At 70.6% G+C, this 26,852-nt stretch carries 24 protein-coding genes; 8 read left to right on the plus strand and 16 right to left on the minus strand.

Annotation, left to right across the window (positions count from 1 at the left end; translation table 11 throughout):
• Positions 1 to 4: 4 nt before the first annotated feature.
• From ABIA36_RS04850 to ABIA36_RS04870, 5 genes are all read right to left on the minus strand, one after another.
• Positions 5 to 937: an aldo/keto reductase family oxidoreductase gene (locus ABIA36_RS04850; protein ID WP_369961141.1), complete on the minus strand. Its 933-nt coding sequence runs from the start codon at positions 935 to 937 to the stop codon at positions 5 to 7.
• Between the two features lie 126 nt (positions 938 to 1,063).
• Positions 1,064 to 2,323 carry a diaminopimelate decarboxylase gene (lysA, locus tag ABIA36_RS04855; RefSeq protein WP_369961142.1) on the minus strand — a complete coding sequence of 420 codons (1,260 nt, stop codon included), beginning with the start codon at positions 2,321 to 2,323 and terminating at the stop codon, positions 1,064 to 1,066.
• Between the two features lie 105 nt (positions 2,324 to 2,428).
• On the minus strand, positions 2,429 to 3,334 hold the full coding sequence (locus ABIA36_RS04860) for a universal stress protein (RefSeq protein ID WP_369961143.1): 906 nt from the start codon (positions 3,332 to 3,334) through the stop codon (positions 2,429 to 2,431).
• Complete coding sequence (locus ABIA36_RS04865) at positions 3,331 to 4,827, minus strand: amino acid permease (RefSeq protein WP_369961144.1); 1,497 nt, start codon at positions 4,825 to 4,827, stop codon at positions 3,331 to 3,333. Before ABIA36_RS04865 ends, ABIA36_RS04860 begins: the two co-directional genes overlap by 4 nt.
• Before the next feature lie 47 nt (positions 4,828 to 4,874).
• Positions 4,875 to 6,419 (minus strand): aminotransferase class I/II-fold pyridoxal phosphate-dependent enzyme, encoded by a 1,545-nt coding sequence (locus tag ABIA36_RS04870; RefSeq protein ID WP_369961145.1) that lies wholly within the window; start codon positions 6,417 to 6,419, stop codon positions 4,875 to 4,877.
• Between the two features lie 121 nt (positions 6,420 to 6,540).
• On the opposite strand from ABIA36_RS04870, the gene ABIA36_RS04875 reads away from it, so the two are divergent.
• From ABIA36_RS04875 to ABIA36_RS04890, 4 genes are all read left to right on the plus strand, one after another.
• Positions 6,541 to 7,482: a LysR family transcriptional regulator gene (locus ABIA36_RS04875; RefSeq protein ID WP_369961146.1), complete on the plus strand. Its 942-nt coding sequence runs from the start codon at positions 6,541 to 6,543 to the stop codon at positions 7,480 to 7,482.
• Positions 7,483 to 7,513: 31 nt separating this feature from the next.
• A complete protein-coding gene (locus ABIA36_RS04880) occupies positions 7,514 to 8,389 on the plus strand; it encodes a TolB family protein (protein WP_369961148.1) in 876 nt (291 codons plus the stop codon).
• A 133-nt stretch (positions 8,390 to 8,522) separates the two neighbouring features.
• The gene (locus tag ABIA36_RS04885; protein WP_369961149.1) at positions 8,523 to 9,569 is read left to right on the plus strand and encodes an LCP family protein; all 1,047 of its coding nucleotides are present in this window, start codon (positions 8,523 to 8,525) and stop codon (positions 9,567 to 9,569) included.
• Positions 9,570 to 9,684: 115 nt separating this feature from the next.
• The gene (locus ABIA36_RS04890) at positions 9,685 to 10,020 is read left to right on the plus strand and encodes a hypothetical protein (RefSeq protein ID WP_369961150.1); all 336 of its coding nucleotides are present in this window, start codon (positions 9,685 to 9,687) and stop codon (positions 10,018 to 10,020) included.
• Positions 10,021 to 10,042: 22 nt separating this feature from the next.
• Here the strand turns inward: ABIA36_RS04890 and ABIA36_RS04895 are convergent, their stop codons facing one another.
• The 6 genes from ABIA36_RS04895 to ABIA36_RS04920 all read right to left on the minus strand — a co-directional run bounded on the left by ABIA36_RS04895 (position 10,043) and on the right by ABIA36_RS04920 (position 17,118).
• Positions 10,043 to 10,459, minus strand: coding sequence for a hypothetical protein (locus ABIA36_RS04895; protein ID WP_369961151.1), 417 nt, complete (start codon positions 10,457 to 10,459; stop codon positions 10,043 to 10,045).
• Between the two features lie 121 nt (positions 10,460 to 10,580).
• Complete coding sequence (locus ABIA36_RS04900; RefSeq protein ID WP_369961152.1) at positions 10,581 to 12,350, minus strand: alpha-glucosidase; 1,770 nt, start codon at positions 12,348 to 12,350, stop codon at positions 10,581 to 10,583.
• On the minus strand, positions 12,347 to 13,948 hold the full coding sequence (locus ABIA36_RS04905) for a glycoside hydrolase family 66 protein (protein WP_369961153.1): 1,602 nt from the start codon (positions 13,946 to 13,948) through the stop codon (positions 12,347 to 12,349). The genes ABIA36_RS04900 and ABIA36_RS04905 overlap by 4 nt, the downstream gene beginning before the upstream one ends.
• A complete protein-coding gene (locus ABIA36_RS04910; RefSeq protein WP_369961154.1) occupies positions 13,945 to 14,832 on the minus strand; it encodes a carbohydrate ABC transporter permease in 888 nt (295 codons plus the stop codon). The genes ABIA36_RS04905 and ABIA36_RS04910 overlap by 4 nt, the downstream gene beginning before the upstream one ends.
• On the minus strand, positions 14,829 to 15,827 hold the full coding sequence (locus ABIA36_RS04915; protein ID WP_369961155.1) for a carbohydrate ABC transporter permease: 999 nt from the start codon (positions 15,825 to 15,827) through the stop codon (positions 14,829 to 14,831). Before ABIA36_RS04915 ends, ABIA36_RS04910 begins: the two co-directional genes overlap by 4 nt.
• Before the next feature lie 4 nt (positions 15,828 to 15,831).
• Complete coding sequence (locus ABIA36_RS04920; protein ID WP_369961156.1) at positions 15,832 to 17,118, minus strand: extracellular solute-binding protein; 1,287 nt, start codon at positions 17,116 to 17,118, stop codon at positions 15,832 to 15,834.
• A 182-nt stretch (positions 17,119 to 17,300) separates the two neighbouring features.
• Between ABIA36_RS04920 and ABIA36_RS04925 the strand changes: the two genes are divergently transcribed.
• Both ABIA36_RS04925 and ABIA36_RS04930 read left to right on the plus strand, forming a co-directional pair.
• The gene (locus ABIA36_RS04925) at positions 17,301 to 18,458 is read left to right on the plus strand and encodes an ROK family protein (RefSeq protein WP_369961157.1); all 1,158 of its coding nucleotides are present in this window, start codon (positions 17,301 to 17,303) and stop codon (positions 18,456 to 18,458) included.
• 188 nt (positions 18,459 to 18,646) lie between these two features.
• Positions 18,647 to 20,509, plus strand: coding sequence for an adenylyl cyclase (locus ABIA36_RS04930; RefSeq protein WP_369961158.1), 1,863 nt, complete (start codon positions 18,647 to 18,649; stop codon positions 20,507 to 20,509).
• Positions 20,510 to 20,579: 70 nt separating this feature from the next.
• Here ABIA36_RS04930 and ABIA36_RS04935 read toward each other — a convergent pair whose 3' ends face one another.
• Complete coding sequence (locus ABIA36_RS04935) at positions 20,580 to 21,152, minus strand: TetR/AcrR family transcriptional regulator (protein WP_369961160.1); 573 nt, start codon at positions 21,150 to 21,152, stop codon at positions 20,580 to 20,582.
• A gap of 90 nt (positions 21,153 to 21,242) precedes the next feature.
• On the opposite strand from ABIA36_RS04935, the gene ABIA36_RS04940 reads away from it, so the two are divergent.
• On the plus strand, positions 21,243 to 21,527 hold the full coding sequence (locus tag ABIA36_RS04940) for a hypothetical protein (RefSeq protein ID WP_369961161.1): 285 nt from the start codon (positions 21,243 to 21,245) through the stop codon (positions 21,525 to 21,527).
• A gap of 74 nt (positions 21,528 to 21,601) precedes the next feature.
• On the opposite strand, the gene ABIA36_RS04945 is transcribed toward ABIA36_RS04940, so the two are convergent.
• Positions 21,602 to 22,393 (minus strand): carbon-nitrogen hydrolase family protein, encoded by a 792-nt coding sequence (locus tag ABIA36_RS04945; RefSeq protein ID WP_369961162.1) that lies wholly within the window; start codon positions 22,391 to 22,393, stop codon positions 21,602 to 21,604.
• Between the two features lie 65 nt (positions 22,394 to 22,458).
• Positions 22,459 to 23,361: a carbon-nitrogen hydrolase family protein gene (locus tag ABIA36_RS04950; protein ID WP_369961163.1), complete on the minus strand. Its 903-nt coding sequence runs from the start codon at positions 23,359 to 23,361 to the stop codon at positions 22,459 to 22,461.
• Between the two features lie 89 nt (positions 23,362 to 23,450).
• Here ABIA36_RS04950 and ABIA36_RS04955 point away from each other — a divergent pair, with 89 nt between their 5' ends.
• Entirely contained in the window at positions 23,451 to 24,251 is an 801-nt protein-coding gene (locus ABIA36_RS04955; RefSeq protein WP_369961164.1) for a FadR/GntR family transcriptional regulator, read from the plus strand.
• A gap of 30 nt (positions 24,252 to 24,281) precedes the next feature.
• Here ABIA36_RS04955 and ABIA36_RS04960 read toward each other — a convergent pair whose 3' ends face one another.
• Entirely contained in the window at positions 24,282 to 25,772 is a 1,491-nt protein-coding gene (locus ABIA36_RS04960) for a cytosine permease (RefSeq protein ID WP_369961165.1), read from the minus strand.
• Positions 25,773 to 25,915: 143 nt separating this feature from the next.
• On the minus strand, positions 25,916 to 26,842 hold the full coding sequence (locus tag ABIA36_RS04965) for a PfkB family carbohydrate kinase (RefSeq protein ID WP_369961166.1): 927 nt from the start codon (positions 26,840 to 26,842) through the stop codon (positions 25,916 to 25,918).
• Positions 26,843 to 26,852: the final 10 nt, after the last annotated feature.

The following is a 26,852-nucleotide window of genomic DNA, read 5'->3' on the forward strand; positions in this document are numbered from 1 at the left end:
CCGCCTACGGAACCAGGTACCCCGCCGCCCGGTACAGCTCGTACCACTCCGGCCGCGTCAGCGGCAGCTCCGACCCCAGCGCCGCGGCGGCCACGCGCGACGGCGTCGTGGTGCCGAGCACGACCTGCATCCGCGCCGGGTGCCGCGTGATCCACGCGACGGCGATCGCCTCGGCCGGGACGCCGTACTTCTCGGCCAGCCGGTCCACGACCGCGTTGAGCTCCGGGTAGCGCTCCGAGCCCAGGAACGGGCCGTCGAAGAAGCCGGCCTGGAACGGCGACCAGGCCTGCACCGTGATGTCGTGCAGGCGGCAGTAGTCGAGGATGCCGTAGTCGCGGCTGATCGACTGGTCCAGGGCCTGCATGTTGGAGGCCACGCCCTGGGCGATGATCGGCGCGTGCGTGATCGAGAGCTGGAGCTGGTTGGCCACGAGCGGCTGGGTCACGTAGCGGCGCAGCAGGTCGATCTGGCCGGGCGTGTGGTTCGAGACGCCGAACGCGCGCACCTTGCCGGAGGACGACAGCTCGTCGAACGCGCGGGCGACCTCCTCTGGCTCGACCAGGGCGTCGGGGCGGTGCAGCAGCAGGATGTCGAGGTAGTCGGTGCCCAGCGCCTCCAGGCTGCCGTTCACCGACTCCAGGATGTGCTCGGCCGAGAAGTCGAAGTACGGGCCATCGGGCACGATGCCCGCCTTGGACTGGATGACGAACTCCTCGCGCTCGGAGGGGCTCAGCTTCATCGCCTCCGCGAACCGGCGCTCGCAACCGTGCAGCGGGGAGCCGTAGACGTCGGCGTGGTCGAGGAAGGTGATCCCGGCGTCGCGGGCGGTCCGCACGAGCGTGCGCACCTCCTCATCGGACTTGTCCTGGATGCGCATCAGGCCGAGCACCACATTGGGCGCGGTGATCTCGGTGCCGGGCAACGTGAATGTTCGCACGGGTCGTCCCTTCTGGACAGCGGTGGAGGCACGCCCGGACGGACGTTCTCCCACGCTACGAAGGCGGCATTCGGAAGTCCAACAACTGTTGGCTCTGCCAGTGATTAGCCCGGTCGATCAAACGCCCTACAGGTCGCGGTCGAAGAGGTCCTCCCACGTCTCCCGCCGGATCACCGCCCGCGCCTCGCCGTCGCGCACGAAGACCACCGGCGGCCGCCGGTACCCGTTGTAGTTGTTCGCCATGGTGTGCGTGTACGCGCCGGTGGCGGGGACGGCGAGGAGGTCGCCGACCCGTGCCGCGGGCAGCCGCAGCGGGTCGACGAGCACGTCCCCCGACTCGCAGTGCCTGCCGACCACCACGACGTCCTCCGCGTCCTCATCGGTCATCCGCTCGGCGAGGACGGCCTCGTAGCGCTGCTGGTACAGTGCGACCTCCAGGTTGTCGCCCATGCCGCCGTCGACGGCGACGAAATTCCGCGCGTCCCGCTTGACCGTGGTGACCGTGTAGAGGGTGAACGCCGACCCGTTCACCATGCTGCGGCCCGGCTCGATGATCAGTTCGGCGTCGGCGGGCAGGTGCTCGTCGGCGGCCGCGAGCAGCGCTTCGACGTACTCGTCGACGGACGCGGGTTGGTCGGCGGTCGTGTACCGGGCGCCGAGGCCGCCGCCGAGGTCGTAGACCGGGAACGTTCCGAGAGCGGCGAGCGGGGCGACGGCGGCAGCGAGTTCCGCCGGGTCCATGATCTGCGAACCGACGTGGGCGTGCAGCCCGCGCAGCTCCAGCAGCGGGCTCGCCTCGATCCGGGCCAGGAGCACGCGCGCGGCCGCGGCCGTCAGCCCGAACTTGGAGCCCACCTGCCCGGTCTGCACGTGCGGGTGCGTGGACGAGACGACGTCGGGGACGATGCGGACGAGGACGCGCTGGACGTTCCCTGGCGCGACCAGGGTCTCCAGCCGGTCCACGTCGTCCTCGTTGTCCACGACGACGAGCCCGACCCCGGCCTCCACCGCGATCCGCAGCTCCTCGGTCGTCTTGGCGTTGCCGTGCATGACGATCAGCGCCGGATCCACTCCCGCGCGCAGCCCGCTCAGGATCTCGCCGCCGCCCGCGACGTCGAGGCCGAGCCCCTCCTCCACCATGACGCGTTGCACGGCGGTCGCCGGGAACGCCTTGGAGGCGAACACGACGCGCGCGTTCGGCCGGCGCGACGTGAGGGCGGTGCGGTACTCGCGGGCCCTGGCGCGGAGGGCGTCCTCGTCGACGACGATCGCGGGCGTGCCGAACGCGCGCGCGAGGTCGTCGACCCGGCAGCCGCCGACCACGAGGGTGCCGTCGGGGTCGACGGTCGCCCCGGCGGGGAAGAGGTCGAGGAGGGGATGCGCCATGACTGCGTCCTTCGGTCTGGTTCGGCCTGGTCTGGTTCGGCCAGGTCTGGTTCGGCCAGGTCTGGTTCGGTCAGGTCTGGTTCGGTTCGGGAGGTGCGGCGCAGGTCAGTCCCGGTCCCGGCCGGCGATGCCGTGCGGGACGACGACGACCGGCACGGGCGAGTGGCGGACGATCTTGGCCGCGTGCGAGCCGAGGAACACGCGGGCGATCGGGCCGAGCGTGCTCGAGCCGACGACCAGCACCTCGCCGGGCTCCCAGCCGACGTCTGCCAGGGCCGACTCCCACGTCTCGCCGATCCCGACCGCGATGCCCGAGACCTCCGGAGCGTCCGGCGACTCCGTCACCTGGCGCACCAGCGTCGCGGCGTGCCGCTCGACGTCGGCGGCCCAGGCGTCCGCGATCGGCAGCTCGGCGTCGAGGCCCGCGCCCGACGTGCCGGAGTCCGGCGGCACGACGGCGAAGGAGGCGATCCGGAGCTCCGCGCCGACCGACGTGGCCACTCCCGCGGCGCCGAACACCAGGCCGCTCGATTCGCCGGTGCCCCGGTAGGCGGCGGTCACCCGGCCGACGCGGGCGCCCTCCCCGGTGCGGTAGCCGCGCGGCGCGAGCGCGACCGGGACGGATGACGCGTGCAGCAGCGTGTCGCTCGCGGAGCCGAGCGCGATCCGCCCCGGCTGCGCGTTCACCGCGGAGCCCACGACTATCATCGACGCCTCGCGCTCCTCGGCGAGCTCGACGAGCCCGCGCCGGGCCGACGGCGCCTCGCGGAGGAGGTACTCCGCCGCGACCGAGCCGCCGAGCACGGCCGCGGCATGGTCGAGGGCGCTGTCCGCGTTGTCCCGGGTGTAGCCGCGCCACTCCGCGTCCGCGCCTCCCGCCGTCGTCGGCCAGGCCGGCGGGACGACCGCAGCCACGAGGAGGTCGGTACCGGAGGAGCGGGCGAGCATCGCGGCCAAGTGCAGTGCGGAGGCCGAGCGATGCGCGGGGTCCACCCCGACGACGATACTCATCTCCGGCCCGCCTTCCTGCGCTCGGCGGCCGCACGGATCTCATCCTTGCTCGGCTGGGCGAAGTTGCTCGTGTACGGGGCCTCCGCGCCGGCGACCGGGGCGCCGGTCTGCAGCGTGGAGTGCTTCCGGCCGTAGAACCAGTAGAAGACCAGGAAGGCAGCGGTCCAGATCAGGAACACGATGATCGTGATGAGGCGGAGCTGCGTGATGATCGCGATGCAGCCCGCGATCGACAGGATGGGGATCGTCCAGCCGAGCGGCAGGCGGAAGCCGCGCTCCAGCTCCGGCTCCCGCACGCGCAGGATGATGACGCCGAGCGACACCACGATGAACGCGACGAGGGTGCCGATGCTCGTCATCTCGGCGAGGAAGTCGATCGGGACGACCGCCGCCAGGACGCTCGTGGCGATCATGACGATGACGGTGTTCTTCACCGGCGTCATCGTGCGCGGGTCGACCTTCGCGAACACCTTCGGGATCATCCCGTCGCGCGACATGGCGAACAGGATGCGGGTCTGCCCGTAGAGGACGACGAGCGTCACCGAGAAGATCGAGATGATCGCGCCGATGGCGACGACGGTGCCGGGCCAGGTCGAGCCGATGATGTTCTGCAGGATCGCGGCGAGGCCTGCGTCCTGGTTCGCGAACTTCTGCGGAGCCTGCGCGCCGAGCGCGGCGAGGCTGGTGCCGACGTAGAGCACGATGATGATGAGCAGCGCGAAGATGATCGCGAGCGGCAGGTTCCGCTTCGGGTTCTTCGCCTCCTCGCCGGCCGTCGACACCGCGTCGAGCCCGACGAAGGAGAAGAAGATGATCCCGGCGCCGCCGACGATGCCCGCGAATCCGGCCGGCGCGAAGTTGTGGAAGTGGTCGCTGTTCCACCCGGTGAACGCCACCGCGCAGAAGAACAGCACGACGGCGATCTTGACGACCACCATGATGCTGTTGATCGTCGTGGACTCGCGCGCCCCGCGCAGGAGCAGCAGCGAGCACAGCACGATGACGATCACCGCGGGGACGTTGACGATGCCGCCCTGCTCGGGCGCCTGGGAGAGCTGCACCGGGAGCTGCCAGCCGACGAGGTTCTGCAGAAGCTGGTTGACGTACTGCGACCACCCGACCGCGACGGCGGCGGTCGAGACCCCGTACTCCAGCAGCAGACAGGCGCCGACCGCCATCGCCGTTCCTTCGCCGAGCGTCGCGTACGCGTAGGAGTAGGTCGACCCGGAGGCCGGCACGGCGCCCGCCATCTCGGCGTAGCAGAGCGCGGTGAGCCCGGCGACGACGCCGCCGATGACGAACGACCAGATGACCGCGGGCCCGGCGACGGGGACCGCCTGGGAGAGGATGAAGAAGATCCCGGTGCCGAGCGTCCCGCCGACGCCGATCATGGTCAGCGAGAAGAGGCCGATGCTGCGTTTCAGGTGTACCTCGCCGGCGCCGGGCGGCGTGGTGGGCTTCCTGCGCAGCAGTTGCTGAGCGATGGTGGGCATATCTACCAGTCTCCTTTGATTGGTGGGGGATTTCGAATCCGTCGCGCTCAGTCGCGGGTGGTCACGCGGAACGAGCCGACCCCCGGGTCGACAGCGCCGCGCACGTAGCCGGACGGCGACGCGGCGACCGCCTGCAGGAAGGCCACGGTCTGCGCCGTGATCTCCTCGCCGGGGATGAGGTTCGGGATGCCGGGCGGGTAGGCGGCGAGCGTGTCGGCGGAGATGCGCCCGACGGCCTCGGCCGCGGGCACGACCTCCGTGCCGGCGAAGAACGCGTCGCGGGGCAGGATGCGCAGCGGGCCGGACGCGGGGAGGGCCGGGAACTCGTCGGCGCCGCCTCCCGCCCGCTCGGCACGGGCCTCCGCCGAGTCGGCCGCCGCGACGAGCGCATCGTGCGCCCGGGCGAGGTCGGGCGTCTTCCCCGCGCCGATCAGCGCGACCACGGTGGTCGCTGTCGACATCTCGAAGAAGATCCCGTCGGCGTCGATGAGGCGCTGACGCAGCCAGTGTCCGCTCACCCCGGTGCGCGACACGTCGATCGCGACGCGCAGCGGGTCGACGGCGACGATGTCGTCGAACGCGCCGAAGCCGTCGCTGAGCACACCGAAGCGCGGGTCGCCGCGCAGCGCCTCCCGGAATGCGTCGGCGGCGGCGATCGACCGGCCGATCAGCTCCGCGCCGGTGGCCAGGGAGTGCCGGGCGATGTCGAGCGAGGCCTGCAGCAGCGCCGACGTGGAGGTGGACGCCGTGATCGAGACCGCGCGCGCGACGAGCGGTTCGAGCGCGTCGGCGAACGGGCCGTGGCCGAGGTGCAGCATGGCGGACTGGGTGAGCGAGCCGCCCAGCTTGTGCGTGCTGGAGACCACCAGGTCCGCGCCGAGGCGGGTGGGCGACTCCGGGAGGTCCGGGTGGAATCCGAAGTGCGGCCCCCAGGCGCCGTCCACGATGAGCGGGGCGCCGTGCGCGTGCGCCACCTGAGCCAGACCGGCGACGTCGGCGACGGCGCCGAAGTAGCTCGGCGAGACGACGTAGACCGCGTCCGCCGGGCGTCCTGCACGGGCCGCGTCGGTCAGCGCCGCATCGAGCGACGCGGGCGAGACGCCGTGCGCGACACCGTGCCCGGCGTCGAGGGACGGCAGCACGAACGAGGGCGCCAGCCCCGCCGAGAGCACGCCGTCGCTGAAGCTGGAGTGCGCGCTGCGCTGCGACAGGATGTTCTCGCCGAGCCCGCGCACGGCGAGCGCTGCGATCCGGTTGGCCTGCGAGGCGCCGCCGGTCAGGAACCAGGTGCGGCGGGCGCCCCACGCCTCCGCCGCGAGGCCGAGGGAGCGGCTGAGCGGCGAGTCCTCGCCGAGATCGATGTCGTCCACCAGCATCGGGACGTCGAGCTGCAGCGGCCGCGGCCCGAGGAACGCGGCGAGCCGCGCGCTGAGACCGAGCTCGTCGCCGCCGTGCCCCGGCACCATCAGCGCGAGCGGGTCGCGCGCCGCGTGGCGCTCCAGCGCGTCCGCGTACGGCGTCTCCCACTGACGGAGGTCGGCGGTGGGAGGCAGCGAACGCGCGTCGATCGCGGTGGAGCGGGTGGGGGCCATTCCTCCATCGTGGGGGCGGCCTCCCGCGATCAGAATCCCCCGAACATCGCCCTCCCCACATAGACTGTATGTGACTCATTGCCCGATCAGGCGGTCATCCACAATCCAGACAGGGGATCCGATGGCGGATCTGCGACAGTTCGAAGCCCTCCGGGCGGTCCACGCCGAAGGCTCGGTCACCGCCGCCGCGCGCCGCCTCGGGTGGGGCCAGCCGACCGTCGACTACCACCTGAAGAACCTCGAACGGCTGGTCGGCGCCCCCCTGCTCGCGCGCTCGCCACGTGGCAGCAGGCTGACCCCCGTCGGCATGCTGCTGCTCGAACGCGCGCAGGAGATCCTCACGCTCAGCGAGCGGGCGATCGGGGACGCGCGCGAGTTCAGCCTGCTGGGGCGCGTGCGCCTGCGGTTCGGGACCTTCGCGACGGCCGCGGCGAGCATCCTGCCGTTCGTCGCCGGCAGTGTCGGCGACCTCGGCATCGAGATCGACGCCACGTTCGAGGAGGTTCCCGCGCTGGTCGACCGGATCAACCGCGGCGCGCTCGACGCCGCGCTGGTCTACACGGTTCCCGGGTACGAACTGCCGTTCCGCCCGGACGTGGCGACCATGGAGGTGTACCGCGACCCGTTGCTGCTGGCGCTGCCCGTCGGCCACCCGCTCGCGTCGCGCAGGTCGGTCGACCTCGCCGCGGTGCTCTCGCTCCGCGACGAGCGCTGGGTCTTCGCCACCTCCGCCGAGGACGCGATGGACCGCGTCGTCGCCGACGCTTTCGCGGCCGAAGGCCACGTCCTCGATGTCGCGATCAGGACCGACGACTTCCAGGTCCTCCTCGGGATGACCGCCGCGCGGATGGTGGTCGGGTTCATCCCGGGACTCGCGACGGCCGCTGCGCACCCCGGCATCGTCCTGCTCCCGGTCGACGACCCGTCGTTCGTGCGCTCGATCCTCCTGGCGACGCCCGCGGAGGACGCCGCGCGTCGCCCCTCCCCCGCCGTGCGACACCTCGTCGCGGCCGTGCGGGACGGCTTCGCCGCCGTGCGCGCGGGACGCGGGGCGCCGCAGTGACGGCGCCCCGCGTCCCCGGAAGGATTCGGGCATGACCTACCGCACCCTCGAACCGGGCCAGACCGCACGCATCCACGTCCACGACGTCCGCACCGGGGAGGACGTCCTCATCCACGAGAGCGACGACGTGCTCTTCGAGGCGCCGAACTGGTCGCTCGACGGCGCCCGGCTGCTGCTGAACGGCAACGGCGTCCTCTGGTCGCTCGCGGCGGAGGCCGGCGCGCAGCCGGCGGCCATCGTCCATTCGGGACTGCCGCCGCTCAACAACGACCACGTCCTCGACCCCGGCGGCGAGGCGATCTACGCGTCCGCGATGGACCGGCACATCTACCGGGCGCCACTGTCCGGCGGCGCGGCGGAGAAGGTCACCTCCGACGAGGAGGTCTGGCACTTCCTGCACGGGGTGTCGCCGGACGGCGAGCGCCTCGCCTACGTGCGGATCACGACCTTCGACCAGCCGGGGCGGCTCGCCGTGATGCCCGCGGCGGGCGGCGAGTCCACGGTCGTGGACACCGGCCCTGGCCACATCGACGGACCGGAATGGTCGCCCGACGGCGAGTGGATCTACCTCAACAGCGAGCACTGGGCCTCCCGGCCCGGGCACGCCCAGCTCGCCCGGATCCGCGAGGGCGGCGGCGAGCTGGAGCGGCTGGTCGTCAGCGACACCGTCGACTGGTTCCCGCACCTGTCGCCCGACGGGAGCAGAGCCGTCTACATCGAGTTCCCTCCCGGGACGGAGGGCCATCCGGCAGACCTCTCCGTCAGCCTCGTCGTGGTGGACACCGTGGACTGGGGGACGCCGCTGGAGCGCATCCCGCTGCCGGGCGGGCAGGGCACCATCAACGTCAACAGCTGGTCGCCCGACTCCACGCGGTTCGCGTACGTCTCGTACCCGTACGCTCGCTGACGTCCCCCGGTTACACAATTGTGTCCTCGTAAATGAGGACAGACTGCTTATACTGACCTCACCACAGAGATGAGGGAACCTCACTTAAGTCTCTGGTGCCGGACCCGACCCCCGGCACGAGGGGGCGAGCCGGATGGCCATCCACACCGCACACATCCACCTCGCGCGCATCCAGCCACACAGCCGCACGGGGCGCTGGCTGCGCATCCTGATCGTGCTCGCGACGGTCGTCCTGGTGGCGATCGGGGCGGCGTTCAGCGCTGCGGCGCTCTACGCCGGCAGCGTCGCCGGCACCTTCGACGCCCAGGTGACCCGCCTCCCCCACGCACTCCCGGCCGCCGTTCCGCCGGCCGCGGCCGCCGCGCCGGCGACGCCCGGTGCGATGAACATCCTGCTGCTCGGCTCCGACTCGCGCGGCGCCCCCACGGCGGTCGGCCCCACCGCGCTGTCCGATCAGCGCTCCGACACGATGATGCTCGTGCACATCGACGCCGACCGGCGCGACGTCTACGTCATGTCGATCATGCGCGACCTCTGGGTGCCCATCCCCGGCAACGGCACCGCCAAGATCAACGCGGCCCTCGCCTGGGGCGGCACGCCGCTGACGGTGCTGACGGTGGAGCAGCTCCTCGGCACCCGGATCGACCACGTCGTGATCCTCGACTTCTCCGGGCTGAAGAACATCACGAACGCCATCGGCGGCGTGGACGTCGACAGCCCGCTCGCCTTCACCACGGTGAAAGCGCCGCACTACCACTTCGTCCAGGGCGTCAACCATCTCGACGGGGACGAGGCGCTCGCCTTCGCGCGGGAGCGCTACGCCTTCCCCACCGCCGACTACCAGCGGGTCGCGGACCAGCAAGCCCTCCTGCGCGGCTTCGCCACGACCCTCCTCCGGCACTCGGTGCTGGCGAACCCCGGCGCCCTGCTGGCGTTCGCGAAGGCGGCCGGTTCCGCCGTCAGCGTGGACGCGCAGTTCGATCTCCCGAGCATGCTGTCGCTCGCGGCGAGCCTGCGCCTCTCCGGCTCCGCGAGCATCCGCACGTTCACGCTGCCAACAGGCGGCACCGGCACCTCCGCCGACGGGCAGTCCATCGTCCTCGAGGACCCCGCCGCACTCGCCCGGGTGCGCACCGCGCTCGGCACGGACACCCTCGCGCAGGTGGCCGGCGGGCACTGACGCCGGCGGCGTGTTTCATCGTGTGACGGCCGGCGTGACTCGGGCGGACGACCTGCCTATGCTCGGTACTCATCGCGCACCGCGCGACACCGCCGCCGACCGTGAGAAGGACCCCGTGACCCGTCAGCCCAGCCCCACCGCGAAGGACGCCCTGCTCCGGGCCGCCTCCGGGCAGGGCGCGGACATGTTCGACGACGGCTACGCCCTGCACCCCATCGCACGCCAGGCCGCGATCGCCACCCCGTCGCACTGGACCGACGTGTTCGTCGTCTCCCAGGGCGACGACGGCTGGATCGAGCTGGCCGACCTCGACGGCGGCAGCCTCCGCTGCTGGCACTACGACGACCTGCGCGCCGTGCTCACGCCGGGCGTGCCCGTCGCCGTCCACACGCTCTACGGTGTGCTCTCCGCCGGCGACGAGCTCCTCAACGTGCGCCTCGCGCGCGACTGACCGCCGGCCCGGTGCGCCGGAGCTACGACGCCATCATCGGCTTCATGGAGGCCGTCATCGCGTCGCACGCGTCCGCGCAGTTGCGGCAGACCTGAGCGCACATCGTCGCGGACGCACTGCCGGCCATCCCGGCGCAGTCGTCCGCGCAGGCCCGGCACATCGCCGAGGTCGCCTGCAGCATCGCCATCATCGCCGCCATGTCGCCGGCGTTCATCGGCATCGGGCGCAGCATCATCCGCATCATCGTGTTGCACATCTCGGCGCAGCTCATGCACATCGCCGAACCGGACATGCCCTCCATCGACATCGAGCCCGCGCACATCGTGCACGCCTGCTCGCACGCCGAGCACGCCTCGATACATCGCTGCATCATCGTCAGATCCATGCCGGCCATCGGCCCCTGAGCCGACTCCTTCATCATGGACATCATCCCGCTCATGTCATCCATCGCCTGCACCCACCTCCCGCCGGCACGGGAGGCCGTCCGCCTCGAGGGACCGTGCGCGACACCGGCAACGATAGGAGTGTTCGGGGGCGGCGACAAGCAGGTCCTGGCGCGCTCAGCCAGCGAGCTCCCTCACGAAGACCTGCGCCTCCCACGGCTCGCACCGGCCGTCCACCCGCGGCCGCCGTCCCACGCGATTGCCGAGCACCGGCTCCGCCTCGCGCCAGGCGGCGACGTCGGGGAGGTCGTACTCCGCCCGCTCGCCGGACAGGTTCGCGATCACGAGAAGCTGCCGGTCGCCGAGCGTCCGCGTATAGGCGAACACCGCGGGATGCTCCGGCAGGACGAGCTCGAAGCTGCCGTGCGAGACCGCCCGCTCGCTGTGACGCAGCGCGATGAGCGCGCGGTAGTGCGCGAAGATCGACGCAGGGTCGTCCCGCTGGGCTTCCGCGTTGATCCGCGCCGCGTTCGGGTTGACCGCGATCCACGGCGTCCCCGAGGTGAAGCCGGCCGCCGGGCCGTCCGACCACTGGACGGGGGTGCGGGCATTGTCGCGACTCATCACGCGCAGCGCGTCGAGCACGGCCTCCGGCGGCTGGCCGCGCACCCCGACGGCCTCCGCGTAGTGGTTGAGCGACTCGATATCGCGGAAGTCGGCGATGTCGGTGAACGGCATGTTCGTCATCCCGAGCTCTTCGCCCTGATAGATGTAGGGCGTGCCGCGCATCAGGTGCAGCACCGTCGCGAGCGCGGTCGCCGACTCCCGCCAGTGCTCGCCGTCGTCGCCGAAGCGGCTGACGACGCGGGGCTGGTCGTGGTTGTTCCAGTACAGGCTGTTCCAGCCCACATCCGCGAGGCCGTGCTGCCAGCGGCCGAGCGACGCCTTCAGGTCCCGCGGCGTCGCCGCGCGCGGGTCGAACTTGCCGCCCGGCCCGTGATCGAGCCCGACGTGCTCGAACTGGAACACCATGTCGACCTCGCCCCGGTCCGGGTCGGTGAACAGCCGCGCCTCCTCGATCGTCACCCCCGGCATCTCGCCGACGGTGAGGAAGTCGCCGGAGCGCCCGGCGAACACCCGCTCGTGCATCTCCTGCAGGAACTCGTGGATGCGCGGGCCCTGAGCGTAGAACGGGAACCCGTCACCGTGGATCGCGCCGGGCGGCACCTCGCCGTCGGGGAGCTCGACCACCTTCGAGATCAGGTTGATGACGTCCATCCGGAAGCCGTCGACCCCCCGGTCGAGCCACCAGTTCATCATGTCGTAGACGGCCTCGCGGACCTCCGGGTTCTCCCAGTTGAGGTCCGGCTGCTTCCGGGAGAAGAGGTGGAGGAAGTACTCCCCCGACGCCGCGTCGTACTGCCAGGCCGGCCCCGAGAAGAAGGAACCCCAGTTGTTCGGCTCGGCTCCGGGAGCACCGGGGACGAAGCCGGCCCGGGGCTTGCGCCACCAGTACCAGTCACGCTTCGGGCTATCGACGGACGACGCGGACTCGACGAACCACGGGTGCTCGTCGGAGGTGTGGTTGACCACGAGGTCCATGACCAGCTTCATGCCGCGGGAGTGGATGTCCGCCAGCAGGTCGTCGAAGTCCTCCAGGGTCCCGTAGGCCGGGTCGATCCCTCGGTAGTCGCTGATGTCGTAGCCGTTGTCGTCGTGCGGGGAGGCGTAGATGGGCGACAGCCAGATGACGTCGACCCCGAGGAGCTGGAGGTGGTCGAGTCGTTGCCGGATCCCCCCGAGGTCACCGATGCCGTCGCCGTCGCTGTCCGCGAAGCTGCGCGGATAGATCTGGTAGACGACGGCGGACCGCCACCAGGTGTCGTCCGCCGCCGGAGCATCGGCGCGCTCGGCACGGCCGACGGGGTTCGTGGTCAGGTCGGTCATGGCGCTCCATCCGGTTCGAGTTCGACGAGCACGACCTGCCAGGCGCCCGGAGGCGGCAGGACGACCGTCGCGTGCGTCCCGTCCGCGTGGACGGGGAGGTCGACGAGCCGGGGCGACCCGTCGGGGTCCGCGACCCGGAAGCGCGGTGTCGCGCCGGCGATCGCGCGCAGGCGCAGCGTGCCCTGGCCGACGTCCCTGACGCCCTCCTTGGGTCCGTCCCAAAGCGTGTCCGGCTGACCGGCCAGGTTGATGAGGTGGACCACGAGGCCGTGCTTCGTCTGCACCACCCGGCGCCAGACCGCGCCCGCGACGGGCTCTCCGGCGACCTCCACGTCCGCGTACGACACGTCGAGGTCGTCGTTGTACGGCCCGGCATAGGAGCCGGTGACGTCCACGATCGCGGGATCGAAAAGCAGTTCGTCGTGCTCGACCATGAAGTCATACCAGCGCCGGAGGAGGGCGGCTGTGGAGTCCTCGACGACGTGGTTGCGCACGTAGTACGGGTCCACCAGGATGCGGTCGGCCTCCCCGGCGAGGAGCTGGGTGGCCCCGTGCGAGAACAGCGTCGCCATCGTGAACGCGGTGGCCCGGTCGGCCGCGGCAGCGGGCGCCGAGTCGTAGACGTGCTGGTACGCCGCGATCGCGATGGGCTTGTCCCCGCCGGCGGCGCGCGCCCGGGTGACGACGGACGCGAGCGAGCCGAGCGTCAGGTGCGGATCCCACGCCTCGATGTACACGGCGTCCTGCGGGCTCGCCGCCGTGGTCCAGGTCGGGAAGTCGTTGACGTTGTTGAAGACCAGGTGCGCGTCGGGGAGCGCGTCCCGCACCCCGCCGATCATGGTGTCGAACGAGCGCGCGACCTCCACGGTGCGGCCGTCCGCCCGGCGCGCATGCTTCGGGTAGCCGTACTGGTCGAGGTGGAACCCGTCGAAGCCGACCGTCGCGACCCCGGCCGTGAGCTCGCCGCGGAAGTGCGACAGCCACGGCACGGCGGCCGGGTCCACGATGAAGAGGAAGTCGCCCAGCGCGTACGGCTCGCCGGCCGCGTCGAGCAGTGCCCACTGCTTCCAGCCGTCCCACTCCTGCGGGCCGACCGCGTACACGGCCGCGTAGCCGAGGGCACGCGCTCCGGCGGTGTGGACCGCGTCCACCAGTCGCCGGACCGTCGCCAGCGACACCGGCTGGCCCAGCGCGTCCTCGTAGTGCTCGCCGCCGCCGAGCAGGTCGGCGTGCCGGTAGGCCCAGTCGTAGAACTGCACATCGGTGAGGTGCAGGCGTCGCACCGTGTCGACCAGTCCGCGCGGGTCGCGGTCCGGCGCGTAGTCGACGGTGAAGCCGTAGCGCAGGCGCGACGTGTCCGCTCCGGCGACCTGGACGGCCGTGCGGAGGAGGAGGGTCCCGTCGGTCCACTCGACGCCGTAGCCTCCGGCCGCCTGCGTCCCGAGCGAGACGAGACCGGTGCCGGCCGTCGTCCACGCGCCCTGCTTCACGCCGAGGCGCCAGAGGGTGAGCTCCCCGGCGCCGGAGACGCCGCGCACCTCGATCCGGATCTCGTCGCCGGCGCCGTACCAGGCGCGCTCGGGCAGCAGCTCGCTCATCCCTTCACCGCCCCGGAGGTCAGACCCTGCACGAAGTACCGCTGGAAGACGAGGAACACCACGACCACCGGCACCACCGCGATCACCGAGGCGGCGAAGACGAGCCCCCACTGCGTGGCGTTCTCGCCCTGGAACAGCGCGATGGCGATCGGGAGGGTGCGCTTCGTCGGGGTGTTGATGATCGTCAGCGCCCAGGCGAACTCGTCCCAGCAGGCCAGGAAGGTGAAGATGGTGGCCGTCGCGAGCGCGGGCTTGGCCAGCGGCAGCGCGAGCCTCCAGTAGCGGGTCCACGCGTTCGCGCCGTCGACCTGCATCGCCTGGTCGAGCTCGGCGGGGATCGAGGCGAAGAAGCCGCGCAGTAGGAAGGTGTTGAGCGCGAGCGACCCGGCGACGTAGAACACGATCAGACCGCCGAGGGAGTCGATGAGCCCGAAGAACTTGGCGATGATGAACTGCGGGATGATCAGCATCATCGCTGGGACGACGAGCCCGATCAGCAGGATCCGGAACATCGTCTCCCGCCCGGCGAACCGGTAGCGCGCGAACCCGTACGCCATCATCGAGCTGATCAGCACGGACAGCGCCGTCGAGACGACCGCGACGATCGTGGAGTTGAGGAAGTACAGCCCGAAGTCCTGGGTGGTCAGCGCCTGCCGGTAGTTGTCGATCGTGGCCGGGTTCGGGATGAACTGCGGCGGGACCGTGAGCACGTAGGCCTGGCTCTTGAAGCTGGTCGAGAGCATGTAGAGGAACGGCGTCACCATGATCGCCGCGCCCACGACGAGGACGGCGATCCGGACACCGGTGCCGAGCCTCCGGCGCGCGGTCAGACCCGGACGGGCGAGCCGTCCGGTGGTCCGCCCTCCGTTCACCGTGGCGGTCATGCGAGGTCCTCTCCGCCGCGGTCGCGGAAGACGCGCAGCTGGATGACGGCGAGCACGAAGACGATGACGGCGAGGATCACGGCGAGCGCCGACCCATAGCCGAAGTCGAGGTACTGGAACGCCTGGTTGTACATGTAGGTGAGGACGACGTCCGTCTGGCCGCCCGGTCCTCCGCCGGTCATCACGAGCACCGAGGTGAAGACGTTGAAGCCGCCGATCACGAGCATCACCGTGACGAAGAGCAGCGACGGCCAGATCGCGGGGATCGTGACGACGCGGAAGCGCTGCCAGCGGCCGGCGCCGTCCATGGTCGCGGCCTCCTCCAGCGACTGCGGAACGCCCTGGAGGGCGGCGAGGAAGATCATCATCGACCAGCCGACGCCCTTCCAGACGCCGAGGGCGCAGATCGCGACGAGGGCGGTCCAGCGGCCGGACAGCCAGGACACGTCCGAGTTCATCAGGTGCAGGAAGTCGTGCAGTGTGAAGTTGACGAGCCCGCCGTCCGCGAAGAGGTACTTGAACAGCAGCGAGACGACGACCCAGCTCGTGACGACGGGGAGGTAGAACAGCACGCGGAAGACCGGCTGGCTGGGGCTCTTCCGCTTGAGGAGGACCGCGACGAACAGTCCGAGGACGATCTGCGGCGGCACCGTGAAGAGCATGTAGATGCCGCTGTTGGCCAGGCTCAGCCAGAAGTGCGGGTCCTGGAACGCGCGGGCGTAGTTCGCCAGCCCGAGGAACTGGCTGACCGCGCCGGCCATGATCTTCCAGTCGTAGAAGCTCATCTGCACGGCCTGCAGGATCGGCAGCAGGATCAGCACGGCGAAGAGGATGAAGCCGGGCGCGATGAAGAAGTACGGAGTCGCGCCCCCGCTGATCCGGCCGGTCGTCCGCCGCCGTCCCTGCTCCGGGCGGCGCTGTCTGGCCGTGGTGCGCCGCGGCGCGGTGGGGTCGGTCCCCACCGCGCGCGCGGTCCGTTCTGTCGTGGTGCTCACGGGTTCACTTTCCGGTCAGCAGCGGATCGATCTGCTGGGCCGCCGTGGTGAGGGCGTCCTTCACGCTGGTGCTTCCGGTGAAGGCGGGGGTCAGGGCGGCGCTCAGGATGCCGTCGACCTTCGCCCCCTGCGGGATGGCCAGCCGCGACTTCGCCGTCTTGAGCTGGTCCGCGAACGTGGTGAAGTAGGGGTCGATCGCGGCCTGCTTGGCGGCGAAGGCCGGGATCACCGTCATCTGGCCGGTCTTGGCCATCGCGATCTGGAACTGCTCCGACTGGGTGAAGCGGATGAACTTCTCCGCCGCCGTCTGGTTCTTCGAGGAGGCCGTGAGCACGATGTCCTCGCCGCCGACCACGCTGGTGGAGGCGCCGTCGCCCTTCGGCACGGGGGCGTAGATCGGCGTGAAGTCCTTGTACTGCCCGGCCCAGATCGCCTTCATCCACGGTCCGTCGAGGATGGTCGCGTACTTCCCCGTCGGCAGGCCGTCGGAGGTGGAGGTCGCGCCCTGGTTGCCCGTGATCAGGTTCGGGATCTGGCCCTCCTTGTAGAGGTCGACCAGCATCTGCACCGCCGCGACGGACTTGGCGCCGTCGAGGTAGCCGCTCGCCTTGGTCAGGCTCGCGTTGGTGATCTCGCCGCCGTTGGACCAGATCCACGGGTAGATGTTCCAGCCGCCGAGCCCGCCGTCGGCGAAGACCGAGACGCCGGTGCCCTTGAGCTTCGCGGCCATCTGCTGGAGGTCGCCGAAGGTCTTGGGCGGAGCGCTCATCCCCGCCGCGTCGAGCGCCTTCTGGGAGGTGATCAGCACGCGCGTGTTCGTGTCGAGCGGCAGACCGTAGTACTTGCCGTTGTACTTGTTCGTCGTGAGCGTGCCCGGGTAGACCGCCTTGGAGAGCGTCCCGAAGTCGGACATCGAGTTCGACAGCGGCGTGAGGACGCCGAGCTGGGCGAGCTGCGGCACCCAGCCGATGTCGGAGCGGACAAGGTCCGGGAGGCTGCCGCCGGCCGCGCTGGTGGTCAGCTTCTGCAGCAGGCTGTCGTACGGGATGTCCACGTAGTTCACGGTGATGCCCGGGTTGGCCTTCTCGAAGGCGGGGATGAGGGTCTTGTTGAGCGCGTCCTGCTGGGCGGAGTTGCCGCCGTTTCCGTAGGAGCCCCAGAACGTCAGGGTGACCGGGTGGCTGGACGAGCCGTCGGAGGAGCCGCCCGAGGCGGCGGAGCACCCACTGGCGACCAGTGCGATGGATGCCGCGAGCGCCGCCGTCGCGGCCAATGCGGTGGAACGCTTCATTGCAGTTCTCCTGTCGGAAGGGGGCGCTCGGTGCGGGCCCCGCGGTGTGGAGTTATTTCTATGACAAAAACAACCCGCTGTCAACAACCTCCTGAATCGGTTATTTTGCGCCGTGTTCGTTGATTGACGAAACAATCTCCGTATGCCAAAGTGAGGGAATCCATGCAGCCGAAGGAGGACCAGTGACCGTCACCGCACCGACATGGGCGCCCGAGGCTGGCGCCTCGCGGTCCGTCGCGCTCGAGGTCCTCCTCAACGGCCCGCTCTCGCGGAGTGAGATCGCCCGGCGGCTGGACCTCTCCCCCGGATCGCTCACCCGCTTGAGCGCGCCGCTGATCGAGACGGGGCTCCTGGTGGAGACCGGCGAGCTGGCCGAGGGACGCACGGGGCGGCCGTCCCGCCCGCTGGACATCGTGTCGACCTCGCGCCACTTCATCGGCATGAAGCTGATGGCCGACCGGGTGCAGGGCGTCGCCACCGACCTCCGCGCGAACGTGATCGCGACCGACATGGTCGAGTTCGGCTCGCGCGACCCGGAGACCGTCGCGGACGCCATCGCCGAGCTGGCCGGGCGGCTCGCCCGCGACATCCCGCCGGTGACTGCCCTCGGTGTCGGCCTCGGCGGCCGCATCGCCGACAACTCGCGCGTCGCGAGCGCGGCGTTCCTGGAGTGGGAGGACGTGCCCCTGGTCGACATGATCGAGCAGCGCACCGGCATCTCCACCGTCATCGAGAACGACGTCGTCGCCTTCACGGAGGCGGAGCACTGGTTCGGCTACGGCCGCGGCCTGGACCGCTTCGCCGTGATCACCCTCGGCGCGGGCGTGGGCTACGGCCTCGTCATCCACGACGGCATCGTGGCCGACGACGACGCCGGCATCGGCCTCATCGGCCACTGGCCGCTGGATCCGATGGGTCCGCTGTGCCCGGCCGGCCACCGCGGCTGCGCCCGCAGCGTCCTCACCCAGGCGGCCATCGTGCACGAGGTCGGCACCGCGCTCGGTCGCGACGTGAGCTACGACGAGGCCCTCACCCTGGCGGTCGCGGGCGAGCCCGCCGCGCGCCGGGTCGTCGACGACGCCGGCCGCGGCCTCGGCCGCCTGCTGGCAGCGGTGGCCAACCTGACGATGCCCGAGCGCATCGTCCTCGGCGGAGAGGGAGTCCGCCTGGTCGAGGTCGCCCGCGAGGCCATCGACCAGGGTATCGCCGCCGACCGCGACCCGCGGGCGAAGCGCCTCGACCTGATCACGACCTCCGGCGACAACCTCGAATGGTGCCGCGGAGCGGCGGTGATCGCGATTCAGACCTACGTGCTGGGGACGCACCCGGGTTCGGTCTGAGGACCCGCGCCGAAGCGGTTGCTGCGTTTGGCAAACCGTTTGGCAAACCGTTGGCAATCCGTTGACGACCTCGCATTGAACCGGTTAAGCTGCCGCAATTCGCTACTCAGGCGGCCGATGATGCCCACCCGGAGAACGCATCCGCGGAAAGGACGGCGCGGCTGCCGCCTCGACGGAAGCAGGTTCAGGTGTCAACCTCGCAACGACAGCCGATCGCCACGGTTCGATCGCATCGACGTCCCCTCGGATTGGCGGTCGCGGTCGGCGCGGCCGTCCTCGGCGTGCTCGCGTCCACTCAGGCCGCCAGTGCCGCCCCGCCTCCTCCGGAGACCGACCTCGGACCCAATGTGATCGTCTTCTCGCCGGACATGCCGCAGAGCGACATCCAGGCGAAGGTGGACTCGATCTACGCGCAGCAGGTCGACAACGAGATGGGCACCCAGCGGTACACCCTCCTGTTCAAGCCCGGCACCTACGGGTCGGCGTCCCAGCCGCTGGACGTCAAAGTGGGCTACTACACCGAGGTCGACGGCCTCGGCCAGGACCCCTCGGCCGTCACCATCAACGGCGGGGTGACCGCGACGGGCAAGAACGGCAGCGGCGCCTTGGACACCTTCTGGCGCTCCGTGTCCAACCTGACCATCCACGTGGTCCCGACGTCCGACGGATGCCACACCGGCAACGAGATGTGGGCGGTGTCGCAGGCCGCCCCGATGCGGCGGGTGGACGTCAAGAACTACACCACGTTCATGCCCTACTGCGACAACCCGAACTACGCGAGCGGCGGCTTCGTGGCCGACTCGCGGCTGGAGGGCGGAGCGCTCAACGGATCGCAGCAGCAGTTCTACGTGCGCAACACCGACCTCGGCGCGGGCTGGTCCAACGCGGTGTGGAACCAGGTGTTCTCCGGCGACATCAACGCGCCGGCGCAATCCTTCCCCAACCCCGCCTACACCACGCTGACGGCGACGCCGGTGTCCCGCGAGAAGCCGTACCTGTACGTGGATGCGGAGGGGAACTACCGCGTGTTCGTGCCCAGCGCGCAGACGAACTCCACGGGCACCACCTGGGCGAACGGCCACACCCCCGGCCAGTCGCTGCCGTTGAGCAGCTTCTTCGTCGCCCATCCCGGTGACTCCATCGCGAAGATCAACTCCGCGCTGGCGCAGGGGAAGAACCTGCTCGTCACCCCCGGCGTGTACGACGTGGCGCAGAGCATCGCCGTGAAGCGGGCCGACACCGTCGTGCTCGGGCTCGGCATGGCCACCCTGACGGCGCAGGACGGTGCTATCCCGATGACGGTGGCCGATGTCCAGGGCGTCGACATCGCCGGCCTGACCTTCGACGCGGGACCGGTGAACTCGCCCACCCTCCTCCAGGTCGGCAGCGGCCACGACAAGGGCGGCCCGCACGTGGCTTCCGCGAGCGACCCGACCGCGTTGCAGGACGTGTTCTTCCGGATCGGCGGCCCGCACGTCGGCAAGGCCACCACGAGCCTGGAGGTCAACACCGACCACACCATCCTCGACGACATCTGGGCGTGGCGCGCGGACCACGGCGTGGCCGGCTCGGTCGGCTGGACGGTGAACACGGCCGACACCGGGCTCGTCGTGAACGGCGACGACGTGACCGCGACCGGTCTGTTCGTCGAGCACTACCAGAAGTACAACGTCGTGTGGAACGGCGAACGCGGCCGGACCGTGTTCTTCCAGAACGAGCTGCCCTACGACGCGCCCGACCAGGCGGCGTGGCAGCACGACGGCGTCGACGGCTACGCCGCCTACAAGGTGGCGGACACCGTCCAGACCCACGAGGCGTGGGGCCTGGGCAGCTACATCTACACCAACGTCGACCCGACGCTCCACGCGACCCAGTCGTTCGAGGTCCCGAACACGCCCGGCGTGGTGATGCACGACCTCAGCACGGTCGCGCTGAACAAGAACGCCGGCACGATCGACCACGTCATCGACGGCCAGGGCTCCGCCGCGACGGGCACGAACAGCGGCAAGCCGCAGACCGTGACCACCTACAGCAACGGCATCGCCCAGTAGTCGCAGCGCCCGAACCGACGCACCGGTGGCCCGGGGACACACCCCGGGCCACCGGTGCGAGCGCGTGGGCTCACTTGGCGATCATCGCTCGCGCGGTCGCCGCGAGGTGCGCCCGGTAACGACTCCTGGCCTCCTCGGGCGAGGCGCCGCCGAACACCATCCGGACCATCTGCGGTGCGGCGACATACCAGTAGCACATCGCGATGATGGAGAAGAAGATGGCCTCGGCGTCCCCGTCGCCGCCGAGCGCCTCACGGACGGTGGCGACGCGGGAACCGAAATAGTCCGACCTCTCCGCCTGACCCGGGACCTCCTCGGAACCGTAGTGCAGGCCCTCCTGCTCGAACAGCCACGCCACCACCGGCTCCGCTGTGAGGAAGTCGAACAGGTCTCCCGCGTACGCGGCGAGATCGTCGGACTGGATCGTGACCCTCCCGGCGAGCTGGCCGAGCTTGGACTGCAAGGCGGCCTGGAAGAGGTCGTCCTTGTTGCCGATGTACGTGTAGATCGAGGCCTTGTTGACCTCGGCGCGGTCGGCGATGCGATCGATGCGCGCGCCTCCGACGCCGTGGCGGGCGAACTCCGCGGCGCTCGCCTCCAGGAGCAGGCGAACGCTCTCCTCGCGGTCGTACCGTCTTGCCATCCCCAGCTCCCTCGCGCTTTCTTTTTCTGTCGACATGGTCTACTATACAACTAAACGTTTATTTATATTGGCGGTTCAATGAACGTGGAAATGACGACACGCACCGTGAGCGAAGCCCGGCTCAACGCCGCCCAGGTGGCCGAACTCAGCCGCCAGCCCCGCACGGCCGGTCCCCAGGTCGTGCTTCAGGCAGAGGGCCTCGGCTCTCCCCGGCAGTGGACGTCGCAACTCGACACCGCCGCAGATCGCATCGTGGTCGAGTACGACGCCACCGGTCGGCGCTTCGAGCGCTCCTGGACGCTGTCTGCGCAGACCCGCAGCACGCGCTACTACACGCTGGAGCACGACACCGACGGCGCATACATCAGCCGCTGACGCGCACCGCGTCAGTGAAGCCGAGGGGCACAGCATCAGCTGCGCCCCTCGTCGTCGTTCAACCGGAGACTCGTCTACCGCGACGCGCCATACCGCCGCTGCCGAAGCGCGGGATTCCGCTCGCGTGCCGCGTCCACATCCGCCGCGGCCAGCTCGAAGGTCGTGATCGCCGGGCTGTCGCCCAGCTCGCCCACGACAGCGCCGAACGGGTCGGCCAGCAGGCTCGTGCCGATCGAGATCGGCGCCGACTGCGAGACGGCGACGACGAAGCAGGTGTTCTCGATGGCGCGGGCTTTCGCCAGTGTGCGCCACTGGTCGACCTTGCCCGCGCCCGGAACCCAGGAGGAGCAGGCCAGGACCACGTGCGCACCGGCGTCGGCGAGGCGGCGGCCCAGTTCGGGGAAGCGGAGGTCGTAGCAGGTCATCAGCCCGAACGTCAGCCCACCGACCTCGAAGACGACCGGCTCGAGGGAGTCGCCGGGCGCGATCCACTCCGACTCGCGGAAGCCGAACGAGTCGAACAGGTGGAGCTTGCGGTAGCGGGCGATCACCGAGCCGGTCGCGTCGACCGCGATCAGCGTGTTGTGCGGTCGCGGGTCGTCGTCCGACTTCTCCACGATGCCCGCGACGATCGCGATGCCGAGGGCGGCGGCCAGCTCCGCGAGCGCGGACACGAACGGCCCGTCGACAGGTTGGGCCGCGGTCGCGAAGGTCTCGTCGACGGCGCGCTTCTCGTACATCGCGTACTCGGGGAAGACCACCAGCTCCGCGCCCTGCGCGACGGCCGCTTCCGCGGCCGTGCGGATGAGCCCGAGGTTGCGCTGGATATCGTCGTCGGAGTCGATCTGGGCGAGGGTGATGCGCACCAGTTCTCCTCTCCCGCCTGAACCGCCGCCCCGTCCGGACGGCCGCGGACAAGCATACGTCGGTCTCAGCGCGTCGCGTCCCCGGCGACCGCCGCGGACGGAGCCCACCGTGCGGGGTCGATGCGGCCGGAGTAGAGCGGCAGCTCGAGAGGCGCGTCCGTCGGCTGGAACTGGGCCCACATGCGGTTGGAGCCGGCGGTGCCGGACTCGCGCACCCGCGTGACGGCGTCCAGGTCGATCGTCTCGACGAGCACCGCCGCGTCGGCGCCCGAGGCGGCGGCGAGGACGGCGCCCTCCGGGTCCACGATGAGGCTGCGGCCCTCGCCGATCGGGCCGGCGCAGTTGACGCTGACGGTGAAGGTCTGGTTGACGATCGAGTTGGCCTGCGCGAGCACGACCTCCTGAGCGCGGTCCGGGGTGGTGGTCTTGACGACGTTGACGACGGCCTCGGCGCCCAGCCACGCCAGGTGCCGGGTGACCTCCGGGAACCACGCGTCGTAGCAGATCGAGAGGCCGAGACGTCCGGTGCCGGGGATGTCGAACACGACGAACTCGCCGCCGGGCACGTAGGGCTCGTAGGGCCGCCACGGGAAGATCTTGCGGTAGCTCGCGGTCAGCTCGCCCGACGGCGAGAAGACCAGCGCCGTGTTGAACAGCTCCCCCGCCGGCCCGCGCTCGCACACACTGCCCGGCACGAGCCAGACGCCCGCTTTCCGCGCGATGGCGCCGAGCTCGGCGATCAGCGGCGAGTCCAGGGCGACGGCGCAGGCGTCGAGCAGGTCGTTGCGGTCCGCCGGGGCGGCGTGCTCCGGCCCGAAGAGGTGAAGCTCGGGGTAGACGACGAGTCGGGCGCCCGGGTGCGGGTGCGCGTCGGCGATCGACCGCACCTCGTCTGCGAAAACGTCCAGCGGAGTCCCGAGCGGCAGCGGAGGCGCCTGGACTCCTACGACCTGCAGGGTTCGTGCCATCGTCTCGCTCCTTCGTTCGTCGATCGCTCACAGCAAAAATAGATCATTATGATCGCTTATGTCCACCATCCGCCGCTAGGGTGGACGGCATGACGTCGGGGAATGACGAGGCGGGCGAGGGCGCCGGCGCGGCCGTAGCAGCCCTCGTGGACCCGGCCGTCGCAGGCATCACGCGCCTGAGCGCGCTGGAGACGGTGCGGGCCCGCATCGCGCTCGCGATCGAGCTGGGCCTCCTCGCGCGCGGAGACCGCCTGCCGACCTACCGCCAGGTCGCCGACGCCCTCGGGGTGAGCGACATCACCGCCCGCCGGGCGCTCGAGAGCCTCGCCGACGACGGCCTGCTGGCCCGGCGGCGCGGCCGGGCGGGTGGCACCTTCGTGGCGGAGCCCTCCGCGGCCTCCGCCGTGGCCGCCGTCGGCGCCTACCTCGGCGACGCCGCGAAGGTGCACGAGCTGATCGACCGCCGGACGCTGCTCGAGTGCGCCGTCGTCCATCACGCGGCGCTCGTCATCACCGACGCCCAGCTCGCCGAGCTCGACCGCTACGTCGAGCAGGCGGCGCGGGCCGAGGACTGGAGCGGCTACCACTCCGCCGACGAGGCGCTGCACCTGGCCATCGCCCGCGCGAGCGGCCTGCCGTGGGCTCTCCCCCACTACAGCGCGACGCTGTACGCCCTGTACGAGTACTTCCTGCCGTACCCGGTCGCCTATCTCCACCGCGTCAACGCCGAGCACGCGGAGGTCGTCGACGCCCTCCGCCGGCACGACCCGGTGGCTGCCGTAGCGATCATGGAGGCGCATGTCCAGACCCTCCATCGCTCGATGTTCGTCGGCATCGCCGGCGCGGGCGACGAGGGAGCGCGAACGCCCGCGCCGGACGCCGAAAACTGATCGGACATCCGGCGCGAGCGGCCGCGGGAATCAGTCGACGATGACGCCGGCCAGGTCCTCGCCCTCCGGAGCCGCGTTCTCGAGGTCAGCGGCCTGCTGCTCGGCCAGCGCCCGCTCCGCGGCGAGGTCGAGGTTCCGGGTGAAGAGCCAGTAGAGCACGCCGCCGACGGGCAGTCCGATGAACAGCGAGATGTCGACGCCGCCCATGTGCTGCGCCACGATCCCGGTGAAGAACGTGCCGATGCTGAAGAACGGGACCATGCAGGCGAAGGCGACCAAGTAGGAGACGATCCCGGCCCAGCCCCAGCGCTTGTAGATGCCGTGCGGCTTGAAGATCTCGCCGATCGCGTAGTGGCCCTTGCGCACGATGAAGTAGTCGGTGAGGTTGATCGCCGTCCACGGGATGAAGAAGTACAGCACCAGCAGCAGGAAGTCCGCGAAGACCGCGGCGAAGTCGCTGGAGGCGTAGAGCGAGAGCACGCCGGAGATGGCCGCGGTGATGCCCACCGTGATCACCCGGACCTTGAGGGTCGGCCGCACCTTGCGGATGCTGTCGATCGAGGAGATCAGGGTCAGCGATCCGCCGTACATGTTGAGGATGATGACCGCCATCAGCCCGAACGCGATGACCAGCAGGGCGATGATGCCGAAGCCCGGGAAGAGGCTGTCGGCGACATCGCGGATCGCCGCCACCGGGTCGCTGGCGTTGAAGTCCTTGACCGCCGCGGCCAGGTAGGCCCCGAGCAGGATCATCCACGCGCCGCCGATGGCGCTCCCCCAGAACGTCCAGCGGAAGGTCGTCTTCGGCGGGGTGTCGGCCGGCAGGTAGCGCGAGTAGTCGGAGACGTAGATGGCCCACGAGATCTGGTAGCCGGCGACGACGCCGAACTGCGAGAAGAACGCCAGCGCGTTGAAGTGCGCGATGTCGAACGATCCGGCCGGGAGGTGCAGGTGCACCAGCGCCGCGATGGTGAGCAGGGCGAGCACGACGACCGTCACGTAGGTGAGGTATCGCTCCATCTTGTGGATGAGGTCGTAGCCGAAGAGGGCGACCGCCGCGCAGACGATGGTGACCAGCCAGAACCAGAACGCGTCGGCGCCGTGCCCGACGTGGATCGCCCCGGTGATCGAGTCGCCCGCGAGGACGGTGTTGAAGATGTTGAAGCCGGCGTACTGCAGGAACGCGAAAAGCCACACGAGCAGCGCGCCGATGTAGCCGAACTGCGGGCGGGACTGGATCATCTGCGGCAGGCCGAGCTGCGGCCCCTGCGACGAGTGCGCGGCCATGAAGATCGTGCCGACCAGCAGGCCGAGGACGATGGCGATGATCGACCAGATCAGGTTGCCGCCGGCCGCGATGCTCACCACACCGACCGCGAGGGTCGCGATCTGCGCGTTGGACATGAACCACAGCGGGCCGATGTGCCACACCTTGCCGTGACGCTCGTGGTGCGGGACGTAATCGATCGACCGCACCTCCAGACCGAGAGTGCTCCCGGTGGTTGGCCTCTGCTCTGTCACAGGTACTCCTTCAGCGTTGGGGGATACGGCGGCGGAGCGGGTGACTCTCCGGCGAGCGCCTCGGGACAGCGTCGTCCCGCCAGAGAACAAAATAGATCAGGATGATCCTTTTGTCCAACGACTGACCCGATCCCGACCCGGGATCACCGCTCCGAGCCTGCCTCCACGCCGAGTTCGGCGCGCGTCGGAGGGTTCGCTCCCCTCCTGCTCACGGTGATCGCCGCCGCGCGGGAGGCCCGCGACAGCAGTCGCGCCAGCGCCTCGGTATCGATCGCGCGCAGGGCGTCCCGCCGGTCGGCGCCGGCCAGCCCTTCCGCTACGAGCCCGTCCAGCAGCGCCGCGGTGAACGTGTCACCCGCCGCGACCGTGTCGACCACGTCGACGCGCACCGCGTCGCACGCCACGCTGCCACCGTGCGCGAACGCCAGCGAGCCGCGCGCTCCCCTGGTCACCACCACCAGCTCGGCCCCATCGCTCAACCAGCGGGCGGCCGCGTTGCGCGGTGACGACCCGGGTGCCAGCCACGCAAGGTCCTCGTCGCTCAGTTTGATGACATCGGCGAGCGCGAGGATCCGTTCGATCCGGGCGCGCGAGCCCTCGTCGCAGAGCGAGGCGCGGATGTTCGGGTCGACGCTCACGATGGCGGTCGCCCGCGCGGACCGCAGGAAGCCCTCGACGGCCGCCGCGCCGGGCTCGAGCGCGGCGGCGATCGAGCCCGTGTGCACCACCGCGGCCGGCCGCACGCTCGCGAGGGAGGCCTCCCAGGCGAGGTCGAACACGTAGCTCGCGGAGCCGTCGGCCGCGAGCGTCGCGCGGGCGGTCGCCGTGCGGGCGATCGGCGTCGCCTCCACTGCGACACCCGACGCGGCGAGCCATTCACGCAGTCCCCGACCGCGTTCGTCGTCGCCGACCGCCGTGGCGAGCCGCACGCGATGACCCAGCCGGCCGAGCGCGAGAGCCGTGTTCGCAGGGCCGCCGCCGAAGGCCTCCTCCGTCCCGGCCGGGCCGCTGAAGATGTCGACGAGCGCCTCGCCGATCACGAGGATCCCGTCCTCGGCCGCCTCGGTCATGGCGGCCGGC

It is taken from the genome of Leifsonia sp. EB34, assembly GCF_041260585.1.
GTDB lineage: Bacteria > Actinomycetota > Actinomycetes > Actinomycetales > Microbacteriaceae > Leifsonia.